The organism is Stenotrophomonas sp. YJH_SMC_17 (genome assembly GCF_059371655.1).
In genome coordinates this window covers 860,249-874,828 of record NZ_JCAFUU010000002.1, presented here as the reverse complement: position 1 = coordinate 874,828, position 14,580 = coordinate 860,249, and the positions used below count along the sequence as shown (strand labels likewise).

General features: G+C 64.5%; 16 protein-coding genes and 1 pseudogene. 5 read left to right on the top strand and 12 right to left on the bottom strand.

Features of this window, described 5'->3' with window-relative positions:
- Positions 1-45: 45 nt before the first annotated feature.
- Complete coding sequence (locus AC5P8Z_RS09095) at positions 46-942, top strand: mechanosensitive ion channel family protein (RefSeq protein WP_495228836.1); 897 nt, start codon at positions 46-48, stop codon at positions 940-942.
- 46 nt (positions 943-988) lie between these two features.
- Here AC5P8Z_RS09095 and AC5P8Z_RS09090 read toward each other — a convergent pair whose 3' ends face one another.
- The 4 genes from AC5P8Z_RS09090 to tadA all read right to left on the bottom strand — a co-directional run bounded on the left by AC5P8Z_RS09090 (position 989) and on the right by tadA (position 4,422).
- Entirely contained in the window at positions 989-2,104 is a 1,116-nt protein-coding gene (locus AC5P8Z_RS09090) for an alkene reductase (protein WP_286068882.1), read from the bottom strand.
- A gap of 207 nt (positions 2,105-2,311) precedes the next feature.
- The gene (locus AC5P8Z_RS09085) at positions 2,312-3,184 is read right to left on the bottom strand and encodes an EcsC family protein (RefSeq protein WP_014647556.1); all 873 of its coding nucleotides are present in this window, start codon (positions 3,182-3,184) and stop codon (positions 2,312-2,314) included.
- Positions 3,185-3,249: 65 nt separating this feature from the next.
- Positions 3,250-3,822 carry an oligoribonuclease gene (gene orn / locus AC5P8Z_RS09080; protein WP_106549108.1) on the bottom strand — a complete coding sequence of 191 codons (573 nt, stop codon included), beginning with the start codon at positions 3,820-3,822 and terminating at the stop codon, positions 3,250-3,252.
- A gap of 75 nt (positions 3,823-3,897) precedes the next feature.
- Positions 3,898-4,422, bottom strand: coding sequence for a tRNA adenosine(34) deaminase TadA (gene tadA, locus AC5P8Z_RS09075; RefSeq protein ID WP_495228834.1), 525 nt, complete (start codon positions 4,420-4,422; stop codon positions 3,898-3,900).
- Between the two features lie 198 nt (positions 4,423-4,620).
- On the opposite strand from tadA, the gene AC5P8Z_RS09070 reads away from it, so the two are divergent.
- Complete coding sequence (locus tag AC5P8Z_RS09070) at positions 4,621-5,058, top strand: acetyltransferase (protein WP_286068883.1); 438 nt, start codon at positions 4,621-4,623, stop codon at positions 5,056-5,058.
- Positions 5,059-5,107: 49 nt separating this feature from the next.
- Here AC5P8Z_RS09070 and AC5P8Z_RS09065 read toward each other — a convergent pair whose 3' ends face one another.
- Positions 5,108-5,614 (bottom strand): GNAT family N-acetyltransferase, encoded by a 507-nt coding sequence (locus tag AC5P8Z_RS09065; protein ID WP_495228832.1) that lies wholly within the window; start codon positions 5,612-5,614, stop codon positions 5,108-5,110.
- Between the two features lie 259 nt (positions 5,615-5,873).
- Here AC5P8Z_RS09065 and AC5P8Z_RS09060 point away from each other — a divergent pair, with 259 nt between their 5' ends.
- From AC5P8Z_RS09060 to AC5P8Z_RS09050, 3 genes are read left to right on the top strand one after another with little or no spacing between them, the layout of a single operon-like run.
- On the top strand, positions 5,874-6,548 hold the full coding sequence (locus AC5P8Z_RS09060; protein WP_286068886.1) for a hypothetical protein: 675 nt from the start codon (positions 5,874-5,876) through the stop codon (positions 6,546-6,548).
- 43 nt (positions 6,549-6,591) lie between these two features.
- On the top strand, positions 6,592-7,245 hold the full coding sequence (locus AC5P8Z_RS09055; protein WP_286068887.1) for a hypothetical protein: 654 nt from the start codon (positions 6,592-6,594) through the stop codon (positions 7,243-7,245).
- Entirely contained in the window at positions 7,242-8,570 is a 1,329-nt protein-coding gene (locus tag AC5P8Z_RS09050; protein ID WP_286068888.1) for an XVIPCD domain-containing protein, read from the top strand. The genes AC5P8Z_RS09055 and AC5P8Z_RS09050 overlap by 4 nt, the downstream gene beginning before the upstream one ends.
- A 54-nt stretch (positions 8,571-8,624) precedes the next feature.
- On the opposite strand, the gene AC5P8Z_RS09045 is transcribed toward AC5P8Z_RS09050, so the two are convergent.
- The 7 genes and pseudogenes from AC5P8Z_RS09045 to AC5P8Z_RS09015 form a co-directional block, all read right to left on the bottom strand.
- The gene (locus AC5P8Z_RS09045) at positions 8,625-9,644 is read right to left on the bottom strand and encodes a hypothetical protein (RefSeq protein ID WP_495228830.1); all 1,020 of its coding nucleotides are present in this window, start codon (positions 9,642-9,644) and stop codon (positions 8,625-8,627) included.
- A gap of 98 nt (positions 9,645-9,742) precedes the next feature.
- Positions 9,743-10,750 (bottom strand): XVIPCD domain-containing protein, encoded by a 1,008-nt coding sequence (locus tag AC5P8Z_RS09040; protein ID WP_495228828.1) that lies wholly within the window; start codon positions 10,748-10,750, stop codon positions 9,743-9,745.
- Between the two features lie 57 nt (positions 10,751-10,807).
- Positions 10,808-11,344, bottom strand: a complete 537-nt coding sequence (locus AC5P8Z_RS09035; protein WP_295568754.1) for a hypothetical protein — start codon at positions 11,342-11,344, stop codon at positions 10,808-10,810.
- Positions 11,345-11,935: 591 nt separating this feature from the next.
- Positions 11,936-12,313: a DUF4189 domain-containing protein gene (locus AC5P8Z_RS09030; RefSeq protein WP_228354626.1), complete on the bottom strand. Its 378-nt coding sequence runs from the start codon at positions 12,311-12,313 to the stop codon at positions 11,936-11,938.
- Between the two features lie 324 nt (positions 12,314-12,637).
- A complete protein-coding gene (locus tag AC5P8Z_RS09025) occupies positions 12,638-13,186 on the bottom strand; it encodes a DUF4189 domain-containing protein (RefSeq protein WP_495228827.1) in 549 nt (182 codons plus the stop codon).
- Between the two features lie 44 nt (positions 13,187-13,230).
- Positions 13,231-13,536, bottom strand: a pseudogene (locus AC5P8Z_RS09020) (TrbL/VirB6 family protein); the annotation flags it as partial.
- A gap of 505 nt (positions 13,537-14,041) precedes the next feature.
- Positions 14,042-14,569 carry a DUF4189 domain-containing protein gene (locus AC5P8Z_RS09015; protein ID WP_409349630.1) on the bottom strand — a complete coding sequence of 176 codons (528 nt, stop codon included), beginning with the start codon at positions 14,567-14,569 and terminating at the stop codon, positions 14,042-14,044.
- Between the last annotated feature and the right edge of the window lie 11 nt (positions 14,570-14,580).

Below are 14,580 nucleotides of genomic sequence, written 5' to 3'. Positions count from 1 at the left end.
CTGGCGTCCAAGGACGCTCTGCCCTTCGCAGCAAAGGATGTCCGCATGATCGTCGCCGCAGCACCCGCCACTCCCGCCGCAACCCCCTGGTTCCACTCACTCGACTGGGAACGCCTGCTGGAAACCTACGGCCTCCCGTTGCTGGCCGCGGTCGTCGTACTGCTGATCGGCCTGTGGATCGCTCGCCGCATTTCCAACGCAATGCCGCGTGCCACCTCGCGCATGGGCGTGGATCCGATGCTGGGCAGTTTCCTTCGCAACGTGGTCTACGCCGCGGCACTGGTGATCGTGGTGGTGCTGGCGATCGCCACGCTTGGCGTGCCGATCTCGCCGCTGCTGGCTGTACTCGGCACCGCTGGCCTCGCTGTTGGCCTGGCCCTGAAGGATTCGCTGTCCAACATCGCCTCGGGCGTGATGCTGGTGACGCTGCGTCCATTCCGTGTCGGCGACGTGGTCACCATCGCCGGGCAGACCGGCACGGTGCGTGAAGTCCGCATCTTCCAGACGGTGCTTACCGGCGCCGACAACCAGCACACTACCCTTCCCAACACGCTGATCACCGCCGCGCCGATCATCAACCTGACCGCCGAACCGACGCGCCGCGTCGAGCTGGTGATCGGCATCGGCTACGAGGACAACATCCAGCTGGCACGCGATACCGCACTGGCGCTGATGAAGGCCGACCCGCGCGTGCTGCAGACGCCAGCACCGGACGTGGTGGTGTACGAACTCGGCGCGCATGCGATCAACCTCGGCATCCGCTGCTACGTGAAGTCGGCCGACTGGTTCGGCACCAAGGTGACGCTGCTGGAGCAGCTGAAGCTGGGCTACGACAAGGCCGGTATCAACATTCCGTATCCGCAGCAGGACATGCACCTGTACCTGCACGGCAAGGATGGTGGCGTGGTCGAAGCCGACGCGCTGGTGCGCGACAAGCCCTGATCCATCCCGGTAGTGCCGACCAACGGTCGGCACCCACCGAGGGGCATCAGGCCTCGACAGCCTCTTCCAGCGCCGGGTAATCGGTGAAACCCTCGGCACCACCACCGAAAAATGTGGCGCGATCCGGCGGATTCAGCGCTGCACCCGTGCGCAGGCGCTCAGGCAGATCCGGGTTTGCGATGAACGGCCGGCCGAACCCGATCAGGTCGGCCCAACCTTCAGCCAACGCCTGCCCGGCGCGCTCGGCGGTGTACTTGCCCGCGTAGATCAGCGTGCCCGGGTAGACCATGCGCAGCGCTTGCTTGAAGGCCACCGGCATCAGCGGCGCATCATCCCAATCGGCCTCGGCAATGTGCAGGTAGCCCACACCCAGCTCACCGAGCAGGTGTGCAGCCGCCAGATAGGTCGCCTGCGGCGTATCGTCCACCGCGCCCTGCAGCGTGGTCAGCGGCGCCAGGCGCACGCCAACGCGATCACCGCCGGCCACTGCCACTACCGCCTGTACCACCTCGCGCAGGAAGCGCAGCCGGTTCTGCAGCGAACCGCCATAGCCATCGGTACGCTGGTTGGCCTGCGAGTCGATGAACTGGTTGATCAGGTAGCCATTGGCACCATGCAGTTCAACGCCGTCGAAGCCCGCCGCCAGCGCATTGCGGGCGGCCTGCGCGTAATCGGCGACGATGCCCGGAATCTCGTCCTCGCGCAGCGCGCGCGGCATCGAATGCTGGATCATTTCGCCCACTCCGGCTTCGGGACCTGCCCCGGTCGGGTCGACGAATACCTTCACGCCTTCCGCCAACAACGCCGACGACGACACCGGCGCCGCACCACCCGGCTGCAGCGCCACATGCGAGACCCGGCCGACATGCCACAGCTGGGCGTAGATGCGACCACCGGCGGCGTGCACCGCATCGGTCACCTGGCGCCAGCCCTTTACCTGTTCCGGGCTGTGGATGCCCGGGGTCCAGGCATAGCCCTGGCCCTGCGGGCTGATCTGGGTACCTTCGCTGACGATCAGGCCCGCGCTGGCGCGCTGCGCGTAGTAGGCGGCCATCTCCGCGGTGGCGACGTTGCCATCGGCGGCACGCGAGCGGGTCATCGGTGGCATCACGATGCGGTTGGGCAGGGTCAGCGGGCCCAGACGGTGGGAGGTGAACAACATGGCGGACATCTCTTGCGGGGGGAGTACCTGCAAGAATGGGGACCGCCTGCGAAAGGCAACAGGCGTGCCGTGGCAAAACAGTTGTGCCCGGCAGGCAAGGATGGCGTGGCCAAGGGCCAGAGCCCCTTCATCCGGAACGGGATGCGACACCGCGCGCTGCCGGGTCGGATCCCTTTGCAATGCAAAGGGCTCTGACCCCAAACCCGGTTACAGCGTCGGCTCGATCAATACCCCGCCATGCGCCACCCGGTCATAGCAGGTGCGCACCACATCTTCCCCGTACTTCAACTCCAGCCGGCGCACGATGAAGTGGCCACGCGCCATGTCCTGGTAGTAGTCGGTGAACATGGTATTGAGCGTTGCACCGGCAGCGGCACCGACAATCGGCACCGCCTGCGCGGCGAACTTCTCGGTAACCACCACACCGAACCGCGCCGCCACCTTCTCCACCATCTTCGCCAGCAGCTTGCCGGCCTCCTTCGGCGCCACGCCCAGGGTCAGGTCACGGCCGGTCACCACGCGCCCGGCCAGTTCGGCCGACAGGTGGCGCATCACATCGGTGGTGAAACCGCGGGCCAGGTAGTAGCCGGTCTCGCTGGCGTCATCACGGGGCGAATTGCCGCCCAGCGCGAACACTTCCAGGCAAGCCTGGCGGGTGCTGAACTCGGACAGGTCGAAGCCCTCGCTGCGGGCCACGTCGGCCACGGCGCGCATCATGATGGTGGTCGATACCGGGAGCTCGATGAACAAGGCCGCAAAGCCGAACGCCCCACCGACCGCGCCGGAGGTGGCCGCCGCCAGCTTGTGCCAACGGGTAGAGGCGCCTTTGCCCGGGGTGTTGTCCATGCTCCATAGCGCGGCCTGCGCGGACTTGGACAGTGCCGCCTGCACGGCGCCATGGATGCGATTGGAGACCGAGCTGGGCAGCGCCTTCACCGCGAACTCCAGCGGCGTGCCGACCAGGTTGGCCATGCGCGCGGTCAGGGTCGGCGCTTCCAGCAGGGCCACCGCCCGCTGCAGGTCGGACCAGTCGCGGGCGTCGTGGGCGATGTCGCGCGGGAGCAGGATGGGCTCGTTCATGGCGCCGATCTTAGCGCCAAGGAGTTGAACGGAGGGTAGCGCCGGTCCATGCCCGGCGGCGTCGTTCAAGCAGCCGGCAACCCCGACAACGCCCCCATGAACTGGCGGTAATGGCGCAGCTCGGCGATCGAATCGTGCACGTCGCTGAGGGCAGTATGGTTGCTGTTCTTGCCGACACCGGCAGCCACAGTCGGCGCCCAGCGCTTGGCCAGTTCCTTCACCGTGGACACGTCCAGGTTGCGGTAGTGGAAGTACTTCTCCAGCCGCGGCATCTGGCGGTGCAGGAAGCGACGATCCTGGCAGATCGAGTTGCCGCACATCGGCGACAGGCCGGCCGGAATCCACTGGGCCAGGAAGTTCACTGTCTGCGCCTCGGCCTGGCCGAGCGTCGTGGTGCTGTCCACCACGCGCTGCCACAGGCCCGAGCGGCGGTGCTGGTTGCGGTTCCACTCATCCATCGCCTCCAGCGTTTCCAGCGGATGGTGGATGGCGAATTCCGGACCTTCGGCCAGCACGTTGAGCTGGGCGTCGGTGACCACGGTCGCGATCTCGATGATCGAATCGTTGTCGGTGTCCAACCCGGTCATCTCCAGGTCGATCCAGATCAGTCGCTCGTTGGCCGCGCCGGTGTCCGCCATTGTGTCGCCTCGTTGCTGGGCAGGCGCGCGGCCTACCGGTGAAGGAAAGAGGCGCCCATCATACCCGTTCGCCCCTCAGCCCTCGCCGACGTGGTCTTCCAGCAGCAGCGGCGGCTTGCCGCGCTTGGCGCGGAAGTAATTGGTCAGGCGCGTGCTGGCTTCCTTGGCCAGCACTCCGCCGTGGATCTCCACCCGGTGGTTGTGGCGCGCGTCACCGAGCAGGTCGAACACACTGCCGCACGCTCCGGTCTTTGGATCACTGGCGCCGTAGACCAAGCGCGATACCCGTGCATGCACGACCGCCATCGCACACATCGCGCACGGTTCCAGCGTCACGTACAGGGTGCTGCCCAGCAGGCGATGGTTGGTCAGCAGCTTACCCCCAGCCCGCATGGCCACGATCTCGGCATGCGCGCTGGGATCATGCGAGGCAATGTTGAGGTTCCAGCCTTCGCCCAGCAGCTGGCCGTCGGCGCTAACCAGCACGGCCCCGACCGGAATCTCGTCGAACTCACGCTGTGCGCGCTCGGCCAAGGCCAGCGCATGGCGCATCCAGTGTTCATCGGCGTCGTGCACCGGTACACCCAGGACATCGGTCATGGCGGTTCTCGCGTTTCAACTGGGCCAGGATGGCCGCCGGGGTCGCATTGTACGCCCCGCGTCGTGCAGGCGGCGCCAGCGTGCGTCGAAGCGCTCGCGGGCCGCGTCCTGCAACCGCGACGCGGGATGAATCTTCGCCTGCAGGCGTTACCGGAAAGCCTCATACTTCGTGTTCTTCCGAAGCACCTTGGTGAACCCATGACCACCCTGCGCCCCTCGCGCGCCGACGACGGCGCCGCCCTCGTCGACCTCTGGCGTCGCGCCGTCGACGCCACCCACGATTTCCTCAGTGCCGAAGACCGCCAGGCCATCGATGCCGAAGTGGCTGGTTTCCTGCCGCAGGCGCAGATGACCGTTGCCGTCGATGCGCAGGATCGGCCCGTAGGCTTCATGCTGATCGACGGCACCCACATGGAAGCACTGTTCATCGATCCGGACGTGCGTGGCACCGGGGTTGGTCGCCAGCTGTTGCAGCACGCGTTGACCCTGTCCCCACAGCTGAGCACCGACGTCAACGCACAGAACGCGCAGGCGGTTGGTTTCTACCTGCGCATGGGTTTCGTCGAAACCGGTCGCTCACCGCTCGATTCGCAGGGGCGTCCGTATCCGCTGATCCATCTTCGGCATAACGGCTGACATCTGTCGGGTCTGACGCGCGCCCTGACGGGCACGCGCTCGCCGTGGATCAGGCCGTCGCCTCGAAGGCCGGCGAGTACTGCACCTCGCCCTGCGCCAGCGGAGGCTGCAGGCAGAGCGCCTGGAAGTACTCCGCAGGCACACCCGGCAGCACCAGGCCTGGCTCGGCACGGAAGCCGAAGCGGCCGTAATACGCCGGCTCGCCCAGCAGCACGCAACCCTGTGCGCCCAGTCCACGCAGCGCGTCGAGTGCCGCGCCCATCAGCGCCACGCCAATACCCTGCCCCTGCCACGCGGGCAGCACCGAGATCGGGCCAAGGCCGAACCAGCCTGTGCTTCCATCGCTGATGGTGACCGGCGACAGCGCAATGTGGCCCACCACCTGGCCCTGAGCTTCGGCGACCAGCGAAATGCTCAGTTCCCCACGCGAACGCAGCGCATCGACGATGAACTGCTCGGTGTGGCTGCTGTGCGGGGCTTCGCGGAAGGCGGCTTCAGTGAGCGCATGAATCACGGCGTGATCGGCAGCGGATTCGGGGCGGATCGTGTAGTTCATGGTGGAAGACTTCGCCTGGTGATGATCGCGTGAATTAATGATCGATGTCACAGAACGACAGCAGAATGTCGAAGGCGGTACGCGGTCGTTCCGATGCCGGCAGATCGACTGTGCCGCAAGCGCTTCCGCGACACCACCCAATCCTGAATGCGTCAAATTTCTGGCACTCATGCCCGCTCTCGGGTGGCGCCGGGTTTCCCGGGCACCCCATAATCGGGAAACCTGTCACCAGGGAAGGATATATGGACATGGATGCACGATGCAGGAACACGCCTTGAGCACGGCAACGCCATCGCGCACTGCACGATGCTGGCTGCCGGCGACCCTGTTGTTGCTGGCACTGGCGGCGTGCTCGCCTTACGCAGACGCAGAGCGCGATGTCGCCGCGGGCGGACGCGGCCTGGCCAAGCTCAATCCCGCACCGAAGCAGGCCTATGAGCTGGTGCTCACACTGAAGGACGCGCCGGGCCCGTTCGTAGTTGCGGAGGGTGTCGCGCAGTACGACGTCAGCAATCATGAAAGCTGTGGCCGAATCCTGTCCGCGACCGGCACTGCAGGGCGCATCACCAGCCAGGAACCCGTCGAGCTACGCAAGGTCGGTGAGAACGAATACCGCGGCACGTTCTACCTCGACCGCATGCAGGACGAGGACTACTACGGGCGTGGCGCCTGCCATTGGACGCTAACGGGTGTCGGTGCGATGTTGCGCGCTACGAACGGCGAGGCAGATACGAGATTCCTGACGTACCTCAAAAAGGAACGCGTGAACGCTGGATCGCCATTGACTCTCTACTACCCGAAGATTGCCTATCCTCGCGCAGAACTTGCTGCCAACTATCCTGCAAGTGGCAAAGAAGATCCTTCAGGTTACAAAGAAGATCTACGCGACGCGCTGTTCTCAACCACCACCACTGTGCAGAAGCTCGCGCCATGAACTGCCAGGGTCATATTCACCTCTACCCCCAAGGAGGCCGACATTGCGCCACAAGATGATCCCGTGCCTTGCTCTGCTTCTATTGACCGCCTGCAACCCGGAGACCGCCATGAACCAGGAACGTGCCGCTGCCGAAGCCGATGTCGCCCAGGGTGGGCGCGGCCTCGCCAAGCTAAACCCCAGCCCGCGCAAGGCTTATGAACTGGTATTGCGCCTGAAGGACGCTCCCGGCGATTTCGCGGTGGTCGAAGGCGTGGCGCAGTACGACGTCACCAACGAGGATCAGTGCGGCCACATCGAGCCGGCAACCGGCACCGCCGCCCGCATCACAAGCCAGGAACCTGTGGAGCTGCGCAGGGTCGCTGAGGGCGAGTATCGCGGCACCGTGTACCTCGACCGGATGCTGGATGAGGACTACTACGGTCGTGGCGTCTGCAAATGGGCATTCAGCGGCGCCGGCGCGATGTTGAAAGCCACCGGCGCCGAGGGTGAGACCCGCTTCCTGTCGTTCATTGAGGCAGCGCCCTTCGTCAAAGGCGAGACCGAGACTCGCCACTATCCTCGCGCAGACTATCCGCGCGTGAATGAGATTCCTGATTACGGCGCAAGCGGCCAGGAAGATCCCACCAAGTTCCGCCCTGAACTGCGGAATGCGCTGTTCTCCGCTTCGCTTGAAGCCAGCGAGGTCCGCCAATGAGCCTCAACAGCCAAGACTATGCTGCGCTATCCGAAGATGCATACAAGGATTATGCAGTCGGTCGTCGTGCACCTGGCCAAGAAGAAATCGTCCCGATCAACGGGCACAAATACAAGATTCTCGAGCACGTTGATAATCGACTGAACGGTTATCAGGGAACGATCTACCAGCGAGTCGACACCAATGAAATTGTCGTCGCACATCGCGGAACCGAACAAATCGCACGCGATGCGATTCTGACCGATGGCGGCATGGTCGTTGCCCGCACCAATGTGCAGGCTCCAGACGCCATCGCGCTGACTCAACGCGCCATCGCTTACGCCAAGAAGGAGGGGCAGGATCTCGGGCAGCGTCCACCCGAAGTCACCGTCACTGGCCACTCCCTCGGCGGCGCCCTCGCCCAGATCACCTCGCACCATTTCAACGTCAAGGGCGAGACCTTCAATGCCTATGGCGCGGTCAGCCTCAGCTACCGCATCCCGGAAGGCGGCAACACCATGATCAACCACGTCATGGCCTCCGATCCGGTCAGCGCCGCGTCGCCGCATTTCGGCCAGGTGCGCATCTATGCGAAGCCGGATGAAATCAAGACACTCGCCGCAAACGGCTTCAGCAACCATCCGATGCGCGCCCTGATCCCGGACAGCCCGCTCATTGCAGCAGGCAGCTCGTTCGGTGCGCACAAACTGGGCAACTTCCTCGGCGACGGCTCGGCACTCAAGCACCCGGAAACGCAGACGCTGGCCAAAGACAACGCCAAGATGATCGAGGAGTACCGCGACGACGTAGAGTCACTGCGCCGTGGCGTTACCCGTGCAGCGCGAGGCATCCCGGGCGGCGCCATCGATCTGTACGACCACATCCGCGGCCCGCTGCAGCCCGGTGAGCCGGCACGCCGCGAGGCGGAGAAGAACGGCCATCACACCAGCATGCTGCGCATGGACGATGCCAACCACCTGGGCAACCCATTGTTCAACGACGCGATCCGCGGCGTGCATGCGCAGGACGTGCGGGTCGGGCGCGTGCCGGACGTGATGAGTACGCAGCTGGCCGGCAGCCTGGCGGCCGAAATGCATGCCGCAGGTGGCAAGCGCATCGACGAAGTCGTGATGAATGCCGATGCATCGCGCAGCTTCGCGGTGCAGGGCCAGGGCGGCGACCCGGCACACCTGCGCGTGTCGGTGGATACCGCGGTGGCGATGAACACGCCGCTGGAGCAGAGCAGCCAGCGCATCGACCAGCAGGCCGCCGGTCAGCGCCTTGCGCTGGAGCGCGACCAGCAACTGGAACAGCAGCAGAACCAGACCCGCAGCATGCAGGCCTGATGGATGGCGCGGGAGCCGGTCATCCCGGCTCCCGCTGCACGTCGGCACTCCCGCTCAGGGACCGGAGGCAGCCATCGGCGCGGAGGTACCGGCCGTCACAAACAGATCCGGGCCGGAATCCGGGAAGCCGCCGCAGGCCCGATCTCCCGGTGCCACCGGGTCGCAGGGCCACTGGCTGCGCGGGATCTTCTCGCGCAGCTCGAAGCGATCACCGGTCCAGACCAGGAAGGCGAGGTGCTCGCGGTTCCAGTCACTGAACGCACGCGGGCCACCCTTCTGGGCGGTTTCCGGGTACTGCACGAACCAGCGCATGGCCGGGCCGAACTGCAGCTTGCTGTGATCCAGCGTGATCCTGCCTTCGCGAGCCAGCTGGCGCGCACGATCGGCTTCCGTCAACGGTGGCATGGCCGGCATGATCTCGGCCGTTACCTCCCTCGGTGCAGCATCGCCGCGCACCTGGTATACGCGCTGGGCGATGTAAGCCTCGCGGCACTCACCGGCCGGCACGCGCACCGGCTCCTGCGCCTGCACCGTGGTCCCGGCCGCCGGATTGCTGCAGAGGAAAGGCGCCGACACCAGATAGAACGTGCTTTCGGCGTCACGGCCCTCCAGCGAACGCACCCAGACATCCCCCATCCGCGCAATGAAGTCCGGACGCTGGCCAAAGCCCGGTACCGCCTTGAACCACACCTTCTGGCGCACCTCACGCTCGCGCCAGCTGCGCGGCAGGTGAATGTCCTGCTCAGGCAGTGCGACCAGCACGGCCGCCAGGTGCGCCGGCATCTGCCCCTCACAGGCACCGATCAGCAGATCACCCTGTGCAGCCAGACGTCCGGCCAGATCAACCGGGCAGCGGGCGCCCAGCGCGCGCTCGGTGGCCTGTTCCGGCGGCAACGGCACGATGGCGAGTGCAGGAGGCATCGGCGGAGCCTCCGGCAGCGGTGGTGGCGCGTCCTGGGCCTGCGCCAATGAGGCAGCCAGACTCAATGACAGGAGCCAGACCGGCGACGGGCTCGGCCGGACAGACGTGAAGCTGGCAACGGCGTGCCGGAACACTGGAAGTACGGTTCGCATGTGGTGTCCTTACGTTGGGTTTCCCTATCGGCGCCGATAAGCGCCACGCGTCGTGCGTCCAGCGCCTGCGGGCCTCCACCCCGCAAGCGCCCCTTGAATCATATTGAGCGCGAGCGCTGCTCCTGCTCGCGGGCAACCGAAGCTGCCTGATCCTGTTGCGAAACACTGGCCGCCATCTGCTGGCTGCTTTGCGCCAACGGCTGCTGGGCGGCCTGTTCCCTGTCTATGGACGCGCGCAGCATCGCCGGATCACCCAACGCGCCCTGCACCGCAAACAACGTGCGTCCGTCGTTGCCCGCCAGCAGATGGTCAATGCGCGACATCCCCGCCTTCTGTGCGCTCAGCGCCAGTGCGCCGGCCGCATTGTCCAGTTCCTGCGCACTGCGCAGCCCGCTCTGCGGCCCCATCTGCTGCAGGTGCTGGCGTGCGTTCTGGAACAGGACGTGTCCCGGCTCGCCCGGCTGCGACATGTCCCGTGCACCGGCCTGCTGCGCCGGCGCCCCGACTTCGCCTCTATCCAGCCGCGCCATCACGTCCGGCGTCAGCTTCTGCTGCCAGACCTCGAAGCGCTGCTGGCGGGCCTCGATGCCGTTGAGTGCGCCGTTGATCGCACGCGTGGCCTCGCGCACATCCTCGCGTGCCGCCTCCGGCACGCGTGTCTGCCATTGCCAGACCGCGATGCGGCCGGCGTGCTCGGGCTGCGCAGCCAGTTCCGGGTGGTTCACCAGGTCCAGGTCCAGCGCCTTGCCGGCACGCTCGTAATTCTCCTTGCCGACCAGCGGCAGATAGCCGCGGCCGTGATACTTCAGCGCGTCGCCCGGCGCGTCATTGCCCATCCGCCCGCCGTACATCAGCTCGGCCAGGTGCTCCGGTCGGCCACGCAGGGCCTCCTGGCGGGCGCTCTCCAGCGCACCATTGCCGTTACGCCACGCCGCCTCGACCGGGATCTGCGAGATGCCCCGGGTGAAGTTGAAGCTTTCATTGAGCCGGCTCAGGCCACGCGACTCGTGCCCGGCCTGCGCCATGAAGTTGGCCAGTTCCCGGGACGAGGTGATGCCGGCCTCCGTGGCCTGTCGCAACAACTGCGACTCTCTATCCTGCGACACGGTCAAACTCCTGCTCGATCATCGTGGGGTCCTCCTGCCTCCTCACAGGCGCGGCACTCAAGGCAAGCTCACGTCGGCAACCACGGATGGATCGAAGTCCTCAAACCGCACCCTGCCCAGTTCGGCCACCGAGAAGTCACGGGTGTGGGTAGCCTCGGTCTCGGTGTCGACCACCCGGCGCTGCACGCCATGGACCCAACAGACCTGCTCGGACGGCGCGTAGCGGAACGTATAGGTGCTGCTCCAGCGCTCGCGGCTGCCGCCGTTGGTGATCACGCTGAACGCGCCATCCTCGATCGTCACGTAGGCGAAGGGATCACCGGCAATGCCGCCGCGGGTAGAGCACGGCACCAGCTTGTCGTTGCGCGCCGCCAGCTGCCATTGTCCCGCGGCATCGCCCAGCAGCAGCAACAGCACCCGGTTGGGACCGTGCTCTCCGGGCACCAGGCCATCGGGGGCGGGCTGATCGATCACCAGCAACTGGTCGTCGATGCCATTGCCGGTCAGATCACCGCGCACGGCTTCCAGCAGGTTCGCGCCGGACGGCACGAACGCCAGGGCATTGTCCATGTTCGCGCCACTCCCGTTCTGCATCCGCTGCCACTCCTTCAATCCCGTCCTGCCAGTACGCGTGCGCCGGCCGGGATACCGCGCAATGCGCCGCAGGCCCCGGTGTCCGCCAGAGCGGATGATAGACCCGGCCCTGCGGTGGTGGTGTTGTGGGTGTGCGTCACCCGCACCGCGGGTCGTCAGCGTCCTCATGGACGGGAAAGCTCCTGCGTTCGATGGCACCGATGCGCCGGAATTTTGACGCGCACGCAGCTTACTTCGAGGAGGCTTCAGTCGTCGAAGGGGGAACGGAGCGAAAAGCGGACTTGATCACATAAAAGCGGGAGTGACGCTGATGGGTCCCGGTTCGGGATGCACCATCCGTCAGCGCCCGGCAGTTGTTCGTGCGGACCCGGCGCGGTGGGTCACGGCTCGGCGCACTCTACCATCGCCGCATGGGCTCCCGGCAGCCCACCCACTGTAGGACCCAAAGCGCGAGCCTCACCCCTCCCAACGCGACTGCGCGGAACTGACACCGCAAACAAACCCGGCGGCAGCAGCAACCAACACCCCGGCCAGACCGCATTTCATCATCCCAACCTCCTGATTCAGTGGCACAGCGGAGAGGCCGCAGCATCAATACGCCTTGAAGATCGGCTTTGTGCAATCCGAGTAGAAAACCTCGCATGCCCCTGCTTGATCATTCGTGCAGCCTTTCTGAGCTTCGCGCTCTGCCACGTCGAGTGTCGGCCCTCGTCCAATGCCAGAGCCACCCTGACCTGTACGGCCGCTGGGAACTACCCATGCCGCACACTGATTGAAGTAGGCAAGCACAACCTCGCAATCGTTCGCACCCGCGGAAGAACATTTGCCAAGGGCTTCCTGCTCCGCTCCACTCTTCCTTCGCTGCCCTGTCGACACACCTGCATCCGAAGTTCGCTTGGATGTGGCAATTGCACCCCAGGTGGTGATCCATTCTCCAGACGGTTGTGGCGACGAAACGGGAGCGGTCATCCCGCCATTGTTTGCTCCCGGGATAGGCGCACAGCCCTGTACTCCCTGTCCTCCGATCGGATACATACCAGGGGGGCAGTTGCCCTCCGCGCTTGCGGACGAGAATGCCAGCCAGAGCATTGCTGCTACGACCACTTGAATCAAACGACTAGTCATTGTCACTCACTCGCGTCCGATACAATTTCCAACCATCTGCGAACATGCATGAAGTCTCCGGGGCACGCTGGAAAAAGCCCAAGTCATATCAGACGCTGTCACGCATAGTGCCCCCCCTTCCGACGCGGCATGCATGTCTGCTGACAGCCATCATGCAGAACCTGGCGATCAACGAAACGCCCTGAACTCCGACATGCTGCAGGCCGAGTAGGCCACTTCACACGCTCCTCCATCATTCACAGAGGCGCATTCCTTCAACGCGAGCGATTGAGCTTCGTCAAGTGTTTCAGCGCTGGCAACGATTGAATTTCCGGCAGCCTTTCCGCCCGAGCGGGGCGACGGATCGGCGATCGCGGCGCATTGATCGTGATAGCTCAGACGAATCTCACACTTGCTCCCTCCTCGCCGGACACATCCGTCGATCGCCGCCGCTTCCGCAGCTCGCTTCGATTTCTGGGATACGGAAACACCGGTTGCCATCAAGCCACCAGTTGCTGGTTTTTTGTCCTCAGCGATGGCTCCCCAGCGCGTCTCCCATTTCCCGGCCGGAGCCGGCGCAGAAGATCCAGTGGAGGGAGAGCTGCTTCCGCCAGGAATAGGCGCACACCCGCCGACGCCCTGCCCTCCAACAGGGTACTGCCCAGGGGGACATCTCCCCTCCGCCAGAGCGGAAAAAGGGGCTATCAGCAGCGCGGCCGCAAGAAAGAACTTGATCATAGTGTTTACTCCAATCCCTGAATCATGCGCTGATCAAGCCTCAACTAACTTCCAGCAGCCTTGCCATGCGTACCAGGCCCAAGACTTCCGCTAGACCCGCCTTCACCTATAGACCTTCCACTGGTTGCATAGGTTACTGGTGGTGAAACATGCTTCTCCGCATTAAAAGTCTGAGGCGGCATGTAACTACCCGGCGGCTGGCCGTTTGAGCTGGGCGCCTGCGCTACCGGGCTACCATCTATCTGCGAACATGCCATGAAGGTACCCAGGGTGCCCTGGAAGAACATCGCGGCCATTGGGGGCGCAGTCAGGATCAGTGTCGTCAGGATCAGGCCCATGCCGCCCTGCTGCCAATGGCCCCGATGCGCCGGACTTCTTTCGCGCACGCAGCTTACTGCGTGGAGATTTCGGTCGTCGAAGGGGTCTAGAGCGAAAAACGGACTTGATCATACAAAAAGCACGGTTATCGTGAATGATTGCTTAGTCGTTCGCGTGAGCATTCGCTACGGACACCTTGTACAGCGTGGCTATCCTGGTTCGCATGCCGAACACCCAGCTGAAGCATCGATGGATCAGCACCTTCTAAACATTGAACAGAGGCTCAGTGCAATCTGCGTAAGATGCTGTACGTGCTCACGACGGTTGGTTCCAGCACCTCCCTTGAGGCGCCCCCGTAGCCTCCGCCTGCGCCAGACCGTATCCATGCCGGACAGGGACTATGTACTTCCCCCGCTCAGGGTGATCCAGAAAGCGCACCAACTGAAGGAAGTCATGCCGCCCCTGATCACGCGCCCAAAAGGCGGCGCACGCTTGCACAGCTTCCCGTTCTGCGCCGTTGACCTATCCGAAGTCTTATCAGTACTTCCGGAAGACGGGCAAGGAGCATTCGGAATAGACGACGGCGCACTTTCCGCCTCCGGTATCCCGACAATGACCAATTGCATTTCCAGCGACGGTCTCTGCATCTACCGCCGTATCCAAGGAGCCCTGCCCCTTTCCTGAGGACGGTACAGCGAATGCAACGCATTGGTTGTAATAGGTGACCGAAGACTTGCAGTCCTTTGCACCCTCTGCGGCGCACTTCTTGATCGCCACATCCACCGCACGACGCTCGCTGGACTCATTGGCTGCGGTGCCGACGAGATTTGACGTAGGCGATTCAGCCACGGCTCCCCATCTCGTCAACCACTCCCCCAACGGCTGAGCAGGAGCGGGAGCAGAGGGCGATGCCGTTCCACCAACTGCACCAGGAATTGGCGCGCAACCCTGGACACCCTGCCCACCAATCGGATACGACCCTGGGGGGCACCCACCTTCTCCTGATGCGGAGTGTACGCATAACAACAATACAACGAGAACTATGTAGGTCAAAGTCGTTCGCATCATGGCCTCCA

Coding starts and splice junctions, on each gene's coding strand:
- AC5P8Z_RS09060 (WP_286068886.1), top strand. CDS start 5,874: ATGCAGGAACACGCCTTGAGCACGGCAACGCCATCGCGCACTGCACGA.
- AC5P8Z_RS09030 (WP_228354626.1), bottom strand. CDS start 12,313: ATGACCGCTCCCGTTTCGTCGCCACAACCGTCTGGAGAATGGATCACC.
- AC5P8Z_RS09045 (WP_495228830.1), bottom strand. CDS start 9,644: ATGCGAACCGTACTTCCAGTGTTCCGGCACGCCGTTGCCAGCTTCACG.
- AC5P8Z_RS09015 (WP_409349630.1), bottom strand. CDS start 14,569: ATGCGAACGACTTTGACCTACATAGTTCTCGTTGTATTGTTGTTATGC.
- AC5P8Z_RS09065 (WP_495228832.1), bottom strand. CDS start 5,614: ATGAACTACACGATCCGCCCCGAATCCGCTGCCGATCACGCCGTGATT.
- AC5P8Z_RS09095 (WP_495228836.1), top strand. CDS start 46: ATGATCGTCGCCGCAGCACCCGCCACTCCCGCCGCAACCCCCTGGTTC.
- AC5P8Z_RS09085 (WP_014647556.1), bottom strand. CDS start 3,184: ATGAACGAGCCCATCCTGCTCCCGCGCGACATCGCCCACGACGCCCGC.
- tadA (WP_495228834.1), bottom strand. CDS start 4,422: ATGACCGATGTCCTGGGTGTACCGGTGCACGACGCCGATGAACACTGG.
- AC5P8Z_RS09070 (WP_286068883.1), top strand. CDS start 4,621: ATGACCACCCTGCGCCCCTCGCGCGCCGACGACGGCGCCGCCCTCGTC.
- orn (WP_106549108.1), bottom strand. CDS start 3,822: ATGGCGGACACCGGCGCGGCCAACGAGCGACTGATCTGGATCGACCTG.
- AC5P8Z_RS09025 (WP_495228827.1), bottom strand. CDS start 13,186: ATGATCAAGTTCTTTCTTGCGGCCGCGCTGCTGATAGCCCCTTTTTCC.
- AC5P8Z_RS09090 (WP_286068882.1), bottom strand. CDS start 2,104: ATGTTGTTCACCTCCCACCGTCTGGGCCCGCTGACCCTGCCCAACCGC.
- AC5P8Z_RS09050 (WP_286068888.1), top strand. CDS start 7,242: ATGAGCCTCAACAGCCAAGACTATGCTGCGCTATCCGAAGATGCATAC.
- AC5P8Z_RS09035 (WP_295568754.1), bottom strand. CDS start 11,344: ATGCAGAACGGGAGTGGCGCGAACATGGACAATGCCCTGGCGTTCGTG.